The following is a 14,599-nucleotide window of genomic DNA, read 5'->3' as shown; positions in this document are numbered from 1 at the left end:
TGCAGTTTTCCTGGAATGCTTAGGCAAACCGCCGGCGCTTCCCGACCCGCCCCGACAAATAGCCCAATCTTTTCCGATGGCTATTAGACGAAAAGAAAGTCCCGACGCCACATTCGCCCCCCATTTCGGGGAAATGGGACAGCAATGCGGCTCACACCGGGCTCACCATCTTGTTACGGCCAGCGGACCTCCGGCGGCAGGCTGGACAGGATCGATGCGACATTGCCGCCGGTCTTCAGGCCAAAAATGGTGCCGCGATCGTAAAGCAGGTTGAATTCGACATAGCGGCCACGGCGAATGAGTTGTTCGTCGCGGTCGCCGTCGGTCCAGTTCTCGTTGAAATTGGCGCGCACGAGGTGGCCGTAGACGACCAGGAAGGAGCGTCCGACATCCTGGACGAAGTTGAAGTCGGCATTCCAGCCGCCCTTGTCCTCGGCTGAATGCAGCCAGTCGAAGAAGATGCCGCCAGTGCCGCGCGGCTCATTGCGGTGCGGCAGGAAGAAGTACTCGTCGCACCAGGTCTTGAACTTCGGGTAGTCGGCAATGCCGGCGTTCTTCTCGCAAGCGAACTCCATGGCGCGGTGAAAGGCTGCCGTGTCGGGATCGTCCTGGGTGCGGCGGCGGTCGAGCACCGGCGTCAGGTCGGCGCCGCCGCCGAACCATTGGCTTGAGGTGACCACCATGCGCGTGTTCATGTGCACGGCCGGCACGTTGGGATTCCAGGGGTGCGCGATGAGTGAGATGCCGGAGGCCCAGAAGCGCGGGTCTTCCTCGGCGCCGGGCATCTGCTTCCTGAATTCGGGCGAGAACTCGCCATGGACCGTCGAAGTGTGGACGCCCACCTTCTCGAAGACGCGGCCGTGCATCATCGACATGGTGCCGCCGCCACCTTTGCCGGCGTCGCGTTCCCACGGCGTCTTTTCGAAACGGCCCGGCGCCCATGAGGCCAGAGGGCCTTGCAGATCCTGCTCGATCTGCTCGAAGGCGGCGCAGATACGTTCGCGCAGCGCCTCGAACCACAGGCGTGCCTTCATCTTCTTCTCTTCGATGTCGGCGGGCAGGCCAGCCGGTATTTCGGGTCGTTCCAAGTGCCGTCTCCGGTTGTGGGCGGTGAGTCCACAAAAGACTCGTCTTTTCCGGGCGCGATCCCTAATCTCTTAGGGAACACGGTCAAGTGTCATTGCGGCACCACGCGTCCTTTGGACGCGCAAGGGACGCTGCAAGACTTGGTTTGGCGCATGATCCTTTCCGAAACGCGGGTCCGGTTTCGGGGCCATGCGCTGCGGTGCAAGGAGTTTTTTCATGCGCACCCCGGCAAGACCGCCGCTGGATGGCCTGAAGAAAAGGCTCGACCAGAGCCGGGCCGAACGCGCGCGCATGCCGCGTGACGGTTTCCTGCGCGAGACCTTCGTCCTGCCGCGTTCCGACGCCCGCCTGAAGGCGAAGGAATGGTTCGAGCGCTTCCCCAAACAGGCCTACTGGACCGAGATCGAAAGCTGGTTCGAGCGCCCGGGGGATCTGATCGAGTTCACCATCAGGCGGCTGCCGGCAGCGGATTAACGCTCGACCAACAGGCGCCTCGCGCCCGTTCCTTCGCTAGCCAGCCGATCCCCCTTGTTCCTGAGCGGGCATTTGTCGATCGACATGCAGCCGCAGCCGATGCAGTCGGTCAGCCCGTCGCGCAGCTTCTTTAGCTGGCTGATTTTCAGGTCGAGGCTATCGCGCCAAGCCGTTGAAAGCAGATTCCAATCTTCACGTGTCGGCGTGCGGCCTTCAGGTAAAGATTCAAGTGCGGCACTGATTTCAGCAAGCGAAATGCCGACCTCCTGCGCCACCTTGATGATCGCCACCCGACGCAGCACGTCGCGGCCGTAGCGCCGCTGGTTGCCTGACGTGCGGTGGCTGCGGATCAGTCCGCGCGCTTCGTAGAAATGCAGCGCAGACACCGCGACACCGCTGCGCCTGGCCACCTGGCCGACCGTCAATTCCGTTACAGCTGCCATGTCCCACTTTCTGCTTGACCTCAAGTTAAGTTTAGCTTGTAGCGAAGAGATATCGATTGAGCAAATAAGGAGAAGGCGATGTGCGCCTGGGTGAGAATGACTGGAGAAACCCCTGTCGTCGGCGGCGGCAAGGGCGGTGCCGTCGATGGGCAGCGGATCCTATCCGAGCTGCCGGACGGCTTCGCCAGCCACCATGGCGACGGAAAGCGCGACGTTGATGCTGCGCGCGGTGCCTTGCATGGGGATGGTCAGCCGCGCGTCCGCCGCCTGGTGGACTTGATCCGGCACGCCCGCGGATTCGCGGCCGAACAGCAATATGTCGCCGTCGGCGAAGCTGAAGCTGGTATAGGCGATGGTGGCCTTGGTCGACAGAAGTACCAGCCTGCGCGCGCCGGCCTTACGCCATTCCTCGAAGGCCTGCCAGTCGACATGCCGGGTCAGGGCAGCCATTTCGAGGTAGTCCATGCCGGCGCGCTTGAGCGCCTTGTCGGAGAGCGGAAAGCCGGCCGGTTCGATGATGTCGACGCCAAGGCCAAGGCAAGCGGCGAAGCGCAGGATTGTGCCGGTATTGCCGGCAATGTCAGGCTGGTAGAGCGCGATGCGGAGACGACAGTTCATTTCCGCATCCTTCTAATAAGTGGCAGATCGGCCACAGCGGGCTGGCGGTTTTGGAAATTCCTGGACCTGCGGGTGGCCATTTTCTGCGAAGTCGGGTATGTCAGCACCATTGTCAACCCGAACCGATGGAGGGGTATTTCATGATGACCATGCACATCCAGCGCCCCTCCCGTGGGCTTACCTGCCTGCTGGCGGTTTCGGTACGACAATTCTCCTGACTCTCTAAGACTTGATCGCACCGATTCCCGCCGAAACGCTTTTTCGGCTCCTGAAGGAATCCTGCGATGTTTTTCAAAAAGTCAAAAGGGCTGAACGCCCCACCTGAAGACGTCCGGACCGGCTCGTTCAGTCGTGTCCGGACCGCCTCGTCCAGTCGTGTCCAGACCGACTCGTCCAGTCGTGTCCAGATCGAATGCCGGCGGACGATGCTGCTTCGCCTTTTCATCTCTATTTTCACACGGAGGACGGACCGATGTTCGATCCCTACAGAATACCGGGCTCGAGGAGCCTGCATATCCACCGGCTGCCGACTTGGGCGCTGCTGATCGGCGATACCTATTCGTCGGCGGTTCATGCCGAAGTCCGCCGCCGCCCGCATCGCGGCATGCTGCCGGATGTCGATTTCTCGCGTGCGGTTCCCGATCCGAGCCGCCCGTCGCTGGTGCGCCGCATCATCCGTCTGATCCGGCCCGGCGCGAAGATCCGGATTGTCGGCACCACGCCGGCGGCATCGTCGAACGATGCTGTCGGCGAAAAGCCCGCGAGTCCCTATATTGCGCGAAGCAGGGCCGACGGTCCGGATGATTCCGGACCGTCGGCCCCTGGCGCCATGCGGTCCGGGGACTTCGTACGTCGTCAGGCCGCCTAAGCGGAAAACCGATTCACAGGCATGACCTATGTTGTTGTTTAGCTGGTTTGAAAGAAGGCTCGATCCGTTCCCCGCGGCGGAACCGGTCGAGCCGCCCAAGACGCTGGTCGCCTTCTGCCTGCATTATACGCGCGGCGCATGGCCTTATATCCTGACCGATGCGGTGCTGGTGACGGCGATCGCCATCGCCGAAGTGTGGATGTTCGGCTTCCTCGGCCGCATCGTCGACTGGCTGTCGGGGCAGAACCGCGAAACCTTCCTGCAGACGGAGGCCTGGAAGCTCGCCGGCATGGCCTTCATCGTGCTGTTTGCGCTGCCGGGCACGGTGTGGCTGCATTCGCTGCTCAACCAGCAGACGCTGATGGGCAACTATCCCATGCGCATCCGCTGGCAGGTGCATCGCTACCTGCTCAAACAATCGATGAGCTTCTACCAGGACGAATTCGCCGGCCGCATCGCCACCAAGCTGATGCAGACGGCGCTCGCCGTGCGCGAATGTGTCATCAAGGTGATCGATGTCCTGAACTACGTCATCGTCTATTTCCTCGGCATGCTGTTCATCGTCGGTTCGGCCGACTGGCGGCTGGCCGCGCCGCTTGGCGTCTGGCTGGCCGGCTATGTCCTGTTGCTGCGCTTCTTCATCCCGCGCCTGGGCAAGGTCGGCGAGGAACAGGCCAATGCGCGCTCGACCATGACCGGCCGCGTCGTCGACAGCTACACCAACATCCAGACGGTCAAGCTGTTCAGCCATTCGCGCCGCGAGGCCGCCTTCGCCAGGGAAGGCATGATGGGCTTCCTCGACACGGTCTATCGGTCGATGCGGCTGGTGACGGTGCTTTTCGGCTCGCTTTACATCCTGAACGCGCTGCTCCTGTTCTCGGTTACCGCCATCTCGCTGTGGCTGTGGCTTGGCCAGGCGGTAACGATCGGCGCGGTCGCCGTGGTCATCGGCCTGGTGCTCAGAATGTGGGGCATGTCGCAGTGGATCATGTGGGAAATGTCGGGCCTGTTCGAGAACATCGGCACGGTGCAGGACGGCATCGCCTCGATCTCGCTGCCGCGCCTGGTCGAGGACAGGCCGGATGCGAAGGAGATCACGGTTTCCAAAGGCGAGATCCGTTTCGAGGACATCCGCTTCCACTATGGCAAGCAGAAAGGCGTGATCGAAAACCTGTCGCTGGCCGTGAAGCCGGGCGAGAAGGTCGGCATTGTCGGCCGCTCGGGCGCCGGCAAGTCGACGCTGGTCAACCTTCTGCTGCGTTTCTATGACCTGGAAGCCGGCCGCATCCTGATCGACGGCCAGGAGATCGCCGGGGTGAAGCAGGATTCGTTGCGTGCCCAGATCGGCATGGTCACGCAGGACACCTCGCTGCTGCATCGCTCCGTGCGCGACAACATCCTCTATGGCCGGCCCGACGCCACCGACGAGATGCTTGCGGAGGCATCGCGGCGGGCCGAGGCGCTGGACTTCATCGGCGCGCTCTCGGACCACAATGGCCGCAAGGGCTTCGACGCCCATGTCGGCGACCGTGGCGTCAAATTGTCGGGCGGCCAGCGGCAACGCATCGCCATCGCTCGCGTTATGTTGAAAGACGGCCCGATACTTATTCTTGACGAGGCGACGTCGGCACTGGATTCCGAAGCCGAGGCAGCCATCCAGGAGAATCTCTACAAGCTCATGCAAGGCAAGACCGTCATCGCCATCGCGCACCGGTTGTCGACCATCGCCGCCATGGACAGGCTCGTTGTGATGGACCAGGGCCGTGTCATCGAGGAAGGTTCGCACGAGGAACTCGTCGCCAGGGGTGGGCTCTACGCACAGCTCTGGCAGCGCCAGTCGGGCGGGTTCCTGCTCGAGGACATCCCGACCGACGCCGCCAACGATAGTGTTGCCAACGATATTGGCGCAAAGGGGCAAGCCGCAGAATGATGGCCGCCGCATGATGACAGCCGTCTATCGGTGGTTCGAGAACTGGGTCTATCCATTCAGGGAGCCGGCGAATCTTCGGCCACCGTCCAGCGTCGGCGGTTTTCTCTGGCATTATGTCGGCCAGGCGAAGTTCGCCTTCTTCGCCATGCTGGTCATTGGCGGCATCGCGCCGCTGGTCGAGGCCGGCCTGTTCTACTTCGTCGGGCGGCTGGTCGATATTCTCGACCAGCTCCCCGGCGAGCGCAGCTGGCATGCGCTGTGGACCGCCGCCGGCCCTGAGCTGGTGTTCATGGTCGCGGTGGTGCTGGTCATCCGCACCGTGGTCGTCGGCCTGTCGGCGCTGGTCGACGAGCAGACGATCACGCCCGGCTTCTACAATCTGGTGCGCTGGCAGGCGCACCGGCACGTCTCGCGCCAGTCCTACGCCTTCTTCCAGAATGATTTCGCCGGCCGCATCGCCACCAAGGTCTGGCAGGCGGGACAGGCGACGGGCGACCTGATGGAAAGCTTCATCGAGGTTGTCTGGTTCATGGTCGTCTACACGGTGACCACGCTGGCGCTGGTCGCCGGCCTCGATCTCAGGCTGGCGGCGCTGGTGGTGGTCTGGATCACGGCGTTCGGCTTTCTGGCCAGGCTCTATTTGCCGGCGATCCGCAAGCATGCCGAGGCGACCGCCGAGGCAGGATCGATGATCAACGGCCGCATCGTCGATTCCTATTCGAACGTGCAGACGCTGAAACTGTTCGCGGCCGACGGCGATGACCACTACATCAGGAACGGCTTCGACATCTATCTCGACGCGCTGCGTCCCTTCACCCGCCGGCTTACCGGCGTGCGCATGGCGCTGACGACGCTGTCGGGCATCATGATCACGGCGATCGGCTGCTTTGCCGTCTATCTCTGGGTCGAAGGCTCGATCACCGTCGGCGCCGTCGCTTTCACGCTGTCGCTGGTGCTGCGGCTCAACATGCTTCTCGGCCGCCTGATGATGCAGATGAACAGCATCCTGCGCAATCTGGGCGTGCTGGAGAATTCCAAGGCGCTGATCTCGCAGCCGCTCGGGCTGGTCGATGCGCCCAATGCCAAGGAACTGATCGTGACCGGCGGGCGCATCGATGTGAAGGGCGTCGAGTTCCACTATGGCAAGGGGTTTGGCGTGCTGGGCGGCATCGACCTTGTCGTGCGTCCGGGCGAGAAGGTCGGGTTGGTCGGGCCATCGGGTGCGGGCAAGACGACGCTCGCCAATCTGATCCTGCGTCTCTATGATATCGAGGACGGCTCCATCACAATCGATGGCCAGGAAATCTCCACGGTGACCCAGAATTCGCTGCGCGCCAATATCGGCGTCGTCAGCCAGGACACCGCGCTGTTCCATCGTTCGCTGCGCGACAACATCAAGCTCGGCATGCCCGACGCGACCGACGCCGAGGTGATCGCGGCGGCAAAAAAGGCCGAGGCGCATGACTTCATCCTGGGCCTGCGCGACAACAGGGACCGTGCCGGCTACGAGGCCTTCGTCGGCGAGCGCGGCGTGAAGCTGTCGGGCGGCCAGCGCCAGCGCGTGGCGATCGCCCGCCTCTTTCTCAAGGATGCACCGATCCTGATCCTCGACGAGGCGACCTCGGCGCTCGATTCCGACATCGAGGCGGCGATCCAGGAGAATCTCACCCGGCTGATGGAAAACAAGACGGTCATCGCCATCGCCCACCGGCTGTCGACGATAGCCGCACTCGACCGCCTCGTGGTGCTCGACGGCGGCCGCATCATCGAGCAAGGCACCCATGATGAGCTGGTGGCGCTGGACGGGCTCTATGCACGGCTGTGGAAGCGGCAGTCCGGCGGCTTCCTCTATCATGAGGAAAGCGTGCTGGAAGAGACGCGGCCGGCGGAGTAGGCGCATGGGTGGACAGGCGAAGATCGACTATGGGGTCAGGCGACTGCGGCCAACAACGCCGGCCTTCGACAGGCTGAAGGAAGAGAGCCGGCTGGAAGGCTATTGGATGCTGGTGCGCCTGGCGGATGGCTGGGCAAGCGGCCGCGACAAGTTCCTCAAACGGGGCGAGGCGCTGTTTGGAGCATGGCATGGCGCGGAGCTCGCAGGTGTCTGCGGGCTGAACATCGATCCTTATTTCGAGGGCAGGGATCACGGCCGGGTCCGGCATCTGTTCGTCAGTGCAGGTCACCGCCGCGCCGGCCTTGGCCGCATGCTGGTCGAGACCGTCATCGACCGGGCCCGCCAGTATTTCACCGTGTTGAGCACCAGGGCGCCGCGCGAAGCCTTCGCTTTCTATGAGCGGCTTGGCTTTCAGCGCGTGGAGGCCGAAGAATTCGTCACCCACCGCATGGTGTTCGGAAAGGGAAGCTGAAATGTCCTTGCGTCCGCCATCTCATCTTGCCGGCGCCTCTGCCGCCGAAGCGGCCTTCGACGCGCTCGGCCATGAAATCCTGGCCGAGAAGGCGGCGGCACTCGGGCGTGCCGGACAGCGGGTTGAAGAAACGCTGGGAAGGTTGCGCGACAATGCCGACGAGCAGTTGCGTCCCCGATTGCTCAAGGAGGCCGCGGTGGCCGTTCACGCCTATTTCATCCAGCGCGAACTGTGCGGCCTTCGAAAGCACGACGCCGTGATCCGCGAATACAATATTCCGAAAACCGTGCTGGTCAGGCTCGGCGCGATGTAGGGTCGGCGCTGGCCGCGCTGATTTCCCTGTGGAAACGTGCCAGGCGGTTGGCGAGCCCTTCGGGATTTTCATCGGCAACGAAATGTCCGCTGTTGGGGATGATGTCGCCCTCTACTTTCGAAAGCCCGGCCGCGAGCAGGCCATCGACATAGTCGCCGATATCGCCGGGCTCCGCCGATCCCCTGAGATACAGCACCGGAATTGCGATCGGCTGCGCGGGCCGTGCGGCATTGGCCTTGGCGTCCTCCGGGAAGGCGCGATACCAGTCGAATCCGGCCTGGAGGCTTTCGGGCCGGGAATAGGCTTTTGCATAGATTTCCCGGGCATCATCCGGGATCGAGGCCCGGTCTTTCGAAAGCGCATTGAAGAAGAAGTCGAAATAGGCGCTCTGATGGCCGCTCACCAGCGTTTCCGGCAAGGCCGGGACGGCATGGAATGCAAAATGCCAGATCCGCGGATTGCCAATGACCTTCTCCCACGGCGCAATGCCTGGAATGACGACGTCCATGATCGCCGCGCCGCAGAGGATCTCGGGATGGTCGCGCAGCAAGGCAAACACGATCTGGCCGCCGACATCGTGGCCGGCGGCCACGACTTGCCGCAGGCCGCAAGTCTCGGCCACGCCTCTCATCAGCCTTGCCAGCGTCCTCTTGTCGCCAGCCCCGGGCAAGCCCTGCGAACCGCCGATGCAGGGCAGGTCGGGCGCGACGACCCGGTATTCGGTTGCCAGTCGGCCGATCACCCGTTCGAACGCGTAGGAGCTTTGTGGCCATCCGTGCAGCAGGAGGAAAGCCGGCGCTCCGGCCGGGCCCGTTTCGCGCATGGCAATGCTTAGCCCTTCGATTTCGATGTCCGAAGTTTGCATGTCCTGGCCGTGTCGAGCGCCCATCCAGTGAATCTAGGCGGCAACCGGAAACCGACAAGCAAGGCATCATCACTCCAGCCACTCGGTGATGAAAGTGCCGTTCTCGGGGATGTCGGTCGTTTCAGTGGCCCCGGACCGAGATTGGTGAATTTGTGCGGCGTGTCCGGCGGAACGATCAGGATCTGGCCGGCCGAAGCCTCGATCTCCTGATCGCCGACGGTGAACAGGCCGGTGCCCTGGCGGATGATGAAGATCTCGGAACAGGGATGGACGTGCAGGCGTGGGCCGCCGCCGACATCGGGCAGGTGGTTGAAGATCAGGCGGGAGTTGGAGCCGCAGGCGCCGCATTGCAGTTCGCCCTTCCAGCGGTCGGAACGAACAGCCCATTCCTAGCGGTCTACGACGTGCGCCATGCCGGGGAGGATAGATGACACCGACATTCCGTGTCGCACCAGGACACTGGATTTGCGGTTGTTTCCCGGCTGTTTAGCCGCCTTTTGCGGCCATTCGCCGTCTTGCCGCGCAACAGGGGATTTTGTCCCCGCGACAATCTGCCCATGTGCCTTGACCCGTCTGGACAAAAACGGGCTTCACGCATAAACCGAAGTCCAAATGCCGGAGGAATTCGCTAGCCTGTTCGCCATGCGCTGTCGGGTTGGCGTGATTGAGCGGGGAACAAGGCTCGGCCACCGGCGCGGAAGAGGCGAAAGGATCAGGCACCCGTGAGCGCAACCGACATCCACGATCCCAATCGTCGAGATTTTCTTTACGTCGCCACCGGCATGGCCGCCGTGGTTGGCGCCGGTGCCGTCGCCTGGCCGTTCATTGACCAGATGCGCCCCGATGCCTCGACGCTGGCGCTCGCCTCGGTCGAAGTCGATATCTCCTCGCTGACGCCAGGCAGTTCGCTGATCGTCAAGTGGCGCGGCAAGCCGGTCGTGGTGCGCAACCGCACCGAAAAGGAAATGAAGGACGGCGAAGCCGTCAGCCTTTCCGATCTCAAGGACCCGATCGCCCGCAACGCCAACCTCCCGTCCGACGCGCCGGCGACCGATGCCAACCGCACCACACCCGGCAAGGAAGCCTGGATGGTGATGGTTCAGGTCTGCACGCATCTGGGCTGCATCCCGCTCGGCCAGGAAGGCGATTTCGGCGGCTGGTTCTGCCCGTGCCACGGTTCGCAATACGATACCGCCGGCCGCATCCGCAAAGGTCCGGCGCCCGAGAACATGGCGATTCCGGTATTCAAGTTCGTTTCCGATACCAAGATCCTTATCGGTTGAGGCAGGGGATATTTCGATGAGCGAGGGACACTCGACCTATACGCCAAAAACCGGTCTCGGACGCTGGTTCGATGCCCGCATGCCGCTGCCGCGGCTGGTTTATGACAGCTTCGTCGCCTACCCGGTGCCGCGCAACCTCAACTACATGTGGACGTTCGGCGGCATCCTGTCGATCATGCTGGTCTCGCAGATCATCACCGGCATCGTGCTGGCGATGCATTATACGTCAGACAGCACTCTCGCCTTCGATTCGGTCGAGAAGATCATGCGCGACGTCAACTCCGGCTGGCTCTTGCGCTACATGCATGCCAACGGCGCCTCGTTCTTCTTCATCGCCGTCTATGTCCACATCTTCCGCGGCCTGTTCTACGGCTCGTACAAGGCGCCGCGAGAGCTGCTCTGGATCCTCGGCTGCATCATCTACCTCTTGATGATGGCGACCGGCTTCATGGGCTATGTGCTGCCGTGGGGGCAGATGAGCTTCTGGGGCGCCACCGTCATCACCGGCTTCTTCAGCGCCATTCCACTGGTCGGCGACTGGATCCAGCAGCTGCTGCTCGGCGGCTTCGCCGTCGACAATCCGACGCTGAACCGCTTCTTTGCGCTGCACTACCTGCTGCCGTTCATGATCGCCGGGGTCGTCGTGCTGCACGTCTGGGCGTTGCATGTCGTGGGCCAGTCGAACCCGACCGGCATCGAGGTCAAGTCGAAGACCGACACCGTCGCCTTCACTCCGTACGCGACCATCAAGGACGCGTTCGGCATGATCGTGTTCCTGTTTTTCTTCGCCTATTTCGTCTTCTACCTGCCGAACTATCTCGGCCATGCCGACAACTACATCGTCGCAAACCCGCTGAAGACGCCGGCCCACATCGTGCCGGAATGGTACTTCCTGCCGTTCTACGCGATCCTGCGCGCCATCACCTTCAACATAGGGCCGATCAACTCCAAGCTCGGCGGCGTGCTGTGCATGTTCGGCGCCATCGCCATGCTGTTCCTGGTGCCCTGGCTAGACACCTCCAAGGTGCGTTCGGCGGTATACCGGCCCTGGTACAAGCTGTTCTTCTGGCTGTTCGTGGCCGATGCCATCCTGCTTGGCTGGCTGGGCTCGCAGCCGGCGGAAGGCAGCTATGTGTTCATGGCGCAGATGGCGACGCTGTTCTACTTCGCCTTCTTCCTGATCGTCATGCCGGTGCTCGGCCTGATCGAGACGCCGCGCAGGGTGCCGAACTCGATCACCGAGGCGGTGCTGGAGAAGAACAAGGGTGGCAGCGGGCATCCTGCGGGCGCCACGGCCGCACCACAGACCAAGGGCTGAGCGGTAGAGAATCTAAGGGGATTTGGCATGAAAAAGATTCTCACCTCGCTTGCGCTGATCGGCCTTGTGGCCGCCGGTACGGCGGCATTCGCAGCCGAAGAGGCGCACAACGCCGCGGCTCCGACGCATTTCCCGATCAACGAGCCGAAGGAAATGAGCTGGAGCTTCACCGGCCCGTTCGGCACCTATGACAAGGCGCAGCTGCAGCGCGGCCTGAAGGTCTATAAGGAAGTCTGCTCGGCGTGCCATTCGATGAATTTGGTGGCCTTCCGCACGCTTTCGGACCTTGGCTACAACGACGCGCAGATCAAGACGCTGGCGGCCGGATACACCATCCATGACGGCCCCAACGATGCCGGCGACATGTTCGACCGTCCCGGCAAACCATCAGACCATTTCCCGGCGCCGTTCGCCAATGAGGAGGCCGCCGCTGCCTCCAATGGCGGCGCTGCTCCGCCCGACATGTCGCTGCTGGCCAAGGCGCGCGGCGTCGAGCGCGGTTTCCCGCAGTTCGTCTTCGACATCTTCACCCAGTATGACGCCGGCGGTCCCGACTACATCCATTCCCTGCTGACCGGCTACGACCAGACGCCGCCGGCCGGAATGGTCATCCCTGAGGGTACGCACTACAACCCGTACTTCATGTCGGGCGTGTCGCTGAAGATGCCCAAGCCGCTCTCCGACGGCCAGGTGACCTATGATGATGGCGCGCCGCAGACCATCGACCAATATGCCCGCGACGTCTCCGCCTTCCTGTCCTGGGCGGCCGAGCCGCACATGGAAGACCGCAAGAAGATGGGCTTCCGTGTGCTGGTGTTCCTGCTTCTGTTTGGCGCCCTGGTCTACATGACCAAGCGCCAGGTGTGGGAAGGCGTGGCGCACTGAGCGACGCGAAATTTGGGTTATGAAAGGGCGCCGCGAGGCGCCCTTTTTGCGTCAGTGAAGACCGCCTGCGTCACATGGCCGTCACCGCATGTGGCGATCCTGCGCTGCTCTCATCGAAAAGGATCGCGCCATGAAGAAATATGCATCGCTCGCCGCAGCATTTCTGTTGCTCGTCGTCGGCTCGACCGCCCGCGCCGAGGACGCAAAGCCCTTCATCACCAACAAGGATGTCGACCTGACTATGATCCTGCCGCCGCCTCCAGCGAATGATTCGGCGCAGACCAAAGCCGAGCTCGGCGAGGTGCTGACATTGCAGGTGACGCGTACGCCTGAAATGGAAGCCCGCGCGGTCGCCGACGCCGAGGAAAATGTCTGGCGCTTCGCCGACGTCATGGGACCAAACTTCACCAAGGACAAGCTGCCAAAGTTCAGCGCCTTCTTCGATCGCGTGGTCGAGACCGAAGGCGCCGTTGTCGATCCGGCCAAGGACGTCTGGAAGCGTCCTCGTCCGCATCAGTTGAGCGATCTGGTCAAGCCGGCGGTCAAGCTGTCGAGCTCCGGTTCGTGGCCGTCAGGTCACGCGACCGTGGGCACCATGATGGGCATCATCTTGTCCGACATGGTCCCGGAGAAGCGCGCCGAGATCATGGCACGTGCGTCGGAATTCGCCCACAACCGCATCGTCGGCGGCATCCACTTTCCCTCCGATGTCGAGATGGGCAAGATTTCCGGCAGCGTCATCGCGGCGGTCCTGCTCAACCGGGATGACTTCAGGGCGGAATACGAGGTAGCCAAGGCCGAGCTGCGTTCCGGGCTCGGCATGTAGGCTTCTGTCGACCGCATCTCTTGAGAAAGGGCGCCCGGGGCGCCCTTTGATTCTGGTGTCGTGGCCCGCGATTGTTTCCGAGACGGCGAAATGGTCCTATGGTTCATCTCTCGGCGGAGCGGACCGGGAAGGGCCGACCATGCAGGACAGCCAACGCAGCGCGGACGAGAATGCGATCCGGGTTGTCATCGCGCGCCAGTTCGCCAGTCTGAGCTGGGGCCACGATGTCGCGCCGGGCTGGGACGATTTTGCCGGTGATTTCCTTCCCGGCGCCAGCCTTTACCCTGCCGCACGGCCGGCAAGACCGGTCGGTGTCGCTGATTTCGTCACGCGGATGCGCGCTCTGTCGGAGACGTCGCTGCTGACGTTCGATGAGGTTGTGCTTGGCGTCACCGTTCAGGTCTTCGGCAATATCGCGATCGCGGCCGCCGCCGCCGAGATGACCGAGAACGGGGCTGAGACCAGCCGCTCGGTGGAAATGCTGCTGTTGGTGAAGAGCGATGGGCAGTGGAAGATCGTCGCGCAGGCGTGGGACAGAGCCAGCGAGGCCAATCCTTTGCCGGATGCGCTTGTCTCGGCCGCGACATCGCGCTAGCCGTTGCCGGTGGCGCCGGGTTACGATCGGCCCTGCGCCGTTTCTCACCTGTCAGCTGCATCATCCGGAGCCGTCTTATGAAACCTTCGCTCGAAGACACGCTGCTGGCCTCGATCCGCACCATTCCGGACTATCCCAGGCCCGGCATCCTGTTTCGCGACATCACCACGCTGCTCGGCAATGCGCGCGCCTTTCGCCGCGCCATCGACGAGCTGGTGCATCCCTATGCCGGCCAGAAGATCGACAAGATCGCCGGCATCGAGGCGCGGGGCTTCATCCTGGGCGGCGCGATCGCCCATCAGCTTTCGGCCGGCTTCGTGCCGATCCGCAAGAAGGGCAAGCTGCCCTTCGAGACGGTGCGTGTGGCCTACAGCCTGGAATACGGGCTGGACGAAATGGAGATGCACAGGGACGGCGTTTCACCTGGCGAGAAGGTGATCTTGGTCGACGATCTGATCGCCACCGGCGGCACGGCGGAAGCGGCGGTCAAGCTCCTGCGCCAGATCGGCGCGGATATTCTGGCTGCGTGCTTCGTCATCGACCTGCCGGATCTGGGAGGGCGTGCCAAGCTCGAGGCGCTCGGCGTGCCGGTGCGGACGCTGATCGGGTTCGAGGGACATTGAGCGGGGCTTTTTCCTTCTCCCCTTGCTGGGCTAGCGTGCGCACACATTTGATTTGGCGGTGGTCAGTATGGGTTTGCAAGGACGAAGCCCTCAACAATGGCGTGGA

16 protein-coding genes and 1 pseudogene are annotated in these 14,599 nt (G+C 62.9%); 12 read left to right on the top strand and 5 right to left on the bottom strand.

From position 1 onward, the window contains the following. Positions 1 to 173 precede the first annotated feature (173 nt). On the bottom strand, positions 174 to 1,088 hold the full coding sequence (gene hemF / locus FJ934_RS16950) for an oxygen-dependent coproporphyrinogen oxidase (RefSeq protein WP_140610738.1): 915 nt from the start codon (positions 1,086 to 1,088) through the stop codon (positions 174 to 176). A 214-nt stretch (positions 1,089 to 1,302) separates the two neighbouring features. Between hemF and FJ934_RS16945 the strand changes: the two genes are divergently transcribed. After that, positions 1,303 to 1,560 (top strand): hypothetical protein, encoded by a 258-nt coding sequence (locus FJ934_RS16945; protein ID WP_023770299.1) that lies wholly within the window; start codon positions 1,303 to 1,305, stop codon positions 1,558 to 1,560. Here the strand turns inward: FJ934_RS16945 and soxR are convergent. Together soxR and FJ934_RS16935 are read right to left on the bottom strand one after the other, a co-directional pair. Further along, positions 1,557 to 2,003, bottom strand: coding sequence for a redox-sensitive transcriptional activator SoxR (gene soxR / locus FJ934_RS16940; RefSeq protein WP_140610737.1), 447 nt, complete (start codon positions 2,001 to 2,003; stop codon positions 1,557 to 1,559). The two genes, FJ934_RS16945 and soxR, sit on opposite strands and share 4 nt — an antisense overlap. A gap of 159 nt (positions 2,004 to 2,162) precedes the next feature. After that, complete coding sequence (locus FJ934_RS16935; protein ID WP_140610736.1) at positions 2,163 to 2,621, bottom strand: tRNA (cytidine(34)-2'-O)-methyltransferase; 459 nt, start codon at positions 2,619 to 2,621, stop codon at positions 2,163 to 2,165. Between the two features lie 472 nt (positions 2,622 to 3,093). Here FJ934_RS16935 and FJ934_RS16930 point away from each other — a divergent pair, with 472 nt between their 5' ends. From FJ934_RS16930 to FJ934_RS16910, 5 genes are read left to right on the top strand one after another with little or no spacing between them, the layout of a single operon-like run. After that, positions 3,094 to 3,489 (top strand): hypothetical protein, encoded by a 396-nt coding sequence (locus tag FJ934_RS16930; RefSeq protein ID WP_140610735.1) that lies wholly within the window; start codon positions 3,094 to 3,096, stop codon positions 3,487 to 3,489. A 28-nt stretch (positions 3,490 to 3,517) separates the two neighbouring features. After that, entirely contained in the window at positions 3,518 to 5,419 is a 1,902-nt protein-coding gene (locus FJ934_RS16925) for an ABC transporter ATP-binding protein (RefSeq protein WP_140610734.1), read from the top strand. Between the two features lie 10 nt (positions 5,420 to 5,429). Then, on the top strand, positions 5,430 to 7,313 hold the full coding sequence (locus FJ934_RS16920) for an ABC transporter ATP-binding protein (protein ID WP_140610733.1): 1,884 nt from the start codon (positions 5,430 to 5,432) through the stop codon (positions 7,311 to 7,313). A gap of 4 nt (positions 7,314 to 7,317) precedes the next feature. Next, on the top strand, positions 7,318 to 7,785 hold the full coding sequence (locus FJ934_RS16915; protein WP_140610732.1) for a GNAT family N-acetyltransferase: 468 nt from the start codon (positions 7,318 to 7,320) through the stop codon (positions 7,783 to 7,785). A 1-nt stretch (position 7,786) separates the two neighbouring features. Continuing rightward, positions 7,787 to 8,098 (top strand): DUF6665 family protein, encoded by a 312-nt coding sequence (locus tag FJ934_RS16910; RefSeq protein ID WP_140610731.1) that lies wholly within the window; start codon positions 7,787 to 7,789, stop codon positions 8,096 to 8,098. Here FJ934_RS16910 and FJ934_RS16905 read toward each other — a convergent pair. Together FJ934_RS16905 and FJ934_RS16900 are read right to left on the bottom strand one after the other, a co-directional pair. Beyond that, complete coding sequence (locus tag FJ934_RS16905) at positions 8,079 to 8,963, bottom strand: alpha/beta hydrolase (protein ID WP_140610730.1); 885 nt, start codon at positions 8,961 to 8,963, stop codon at positions 8,079 to 8,081. The genes FJ934_RS16910 and FJ934_RS16905 overlap by 20 nt on opposite strands. Before the next feature lie 69 nt (positions 8,964 to 9,032). Next, positions 9,033 to 9,316 (bottom strand): annotated as a pseudogene (locus tag FJ934_RS16900) (cupin domain-containing protein). Between the two features lie 369 nt (positions 9,317 to 9,685). On the opposite strand from FJ934_RS16900, the gene petA reads away from it, so the two are divergent. From petA to FJ934_RS16870, 6 genes are all read left to right on the top strand, one after another. Continuing rightward, on the top strand, positions 9,686 to 10,246 hold the full coding sequence (gene petA, locus FJ934_RS16895; RefSeq protein ID WP_140610729.1) for a ubiquinol-cytochrome c reductase iron-sulfur subunit: 561 nt from the start codon (positions 9,686 to 9,688) through the stop codon (positions 10,244 to 10,246). 16 nt (positions 10,247 to 10,262) lie between these two features. Next, a complete protein-coding gene (locus FJ934_RS16890) occupies positions 10,263 to 11,564 on the top strand; it encodes a cytochrome b N-terminal domain-containing protein (RefSeq protein WP_140610728.1) in 1,302 nt (433 codons plus the stop codon). Positions 11,565 to 11,591: 27 nt separating this feature from the next. Further along, positions 11,592 to 12,449: a cytochrome c1 gene (locus FJ934_RS16885; protein WP_140610727.1), complete on the top strand. Its 858-nt coding sequence runs from the start codon at positions 11,592 to 11,594 to the stop codon at positions 12,447 to 12,449. 130 nt (positions 12,450 to 12,579) lie between these two features. Further along, positions 12,580 to 13,275: a phosphatase PAP2 family protein gene (locus tag FJ934_RS16880; protein ID WP_140610726.1), complete on the top strand. Its 696-nt coding sequence runs from the start codon at positions 12,580 to 12,582 to the stop codon at positions 13,273 to 13,275. Positions 13,276 to 13,414: 139 nt separating this feature from the next. Then, entirely contained in the window at positions 13,415 to 13,870 is a 456-nt protein-coding gene (locus FJ934_RS16875; RefSeq protein ID WP_140610725.1) for a nuclear transport factor 2 family protein, read from the top strand. Between the two features lie 77 nt (positions 13,871 to 13,947). Next, positions 13,948 to 14,493, top strand: coding sequence for an adenine phosphoribosyltransferase (locus FJ934_RS16870; RefSeq protein WP_140610724.1), 546 nt, complete (start codon positions 13,948 to 13,950; stop codon positions 14,491 to 14,493). The last annotated feature ends 106 nt before the right edge of the window (positions 14,494 to 14,599 follow it).

This window comes from Mesorhizobium sp. B2-4-12 (assembly GCF_006441575.1).
GTDB lineage: Bacteria > Pseudomonadota > Alphaproteobacteria > Rhizobiales > Rhizobiaceae > Mesorhizobium.
This window is presented reverse-complemented; position numbering and strand designations above follow the sequence as displayed.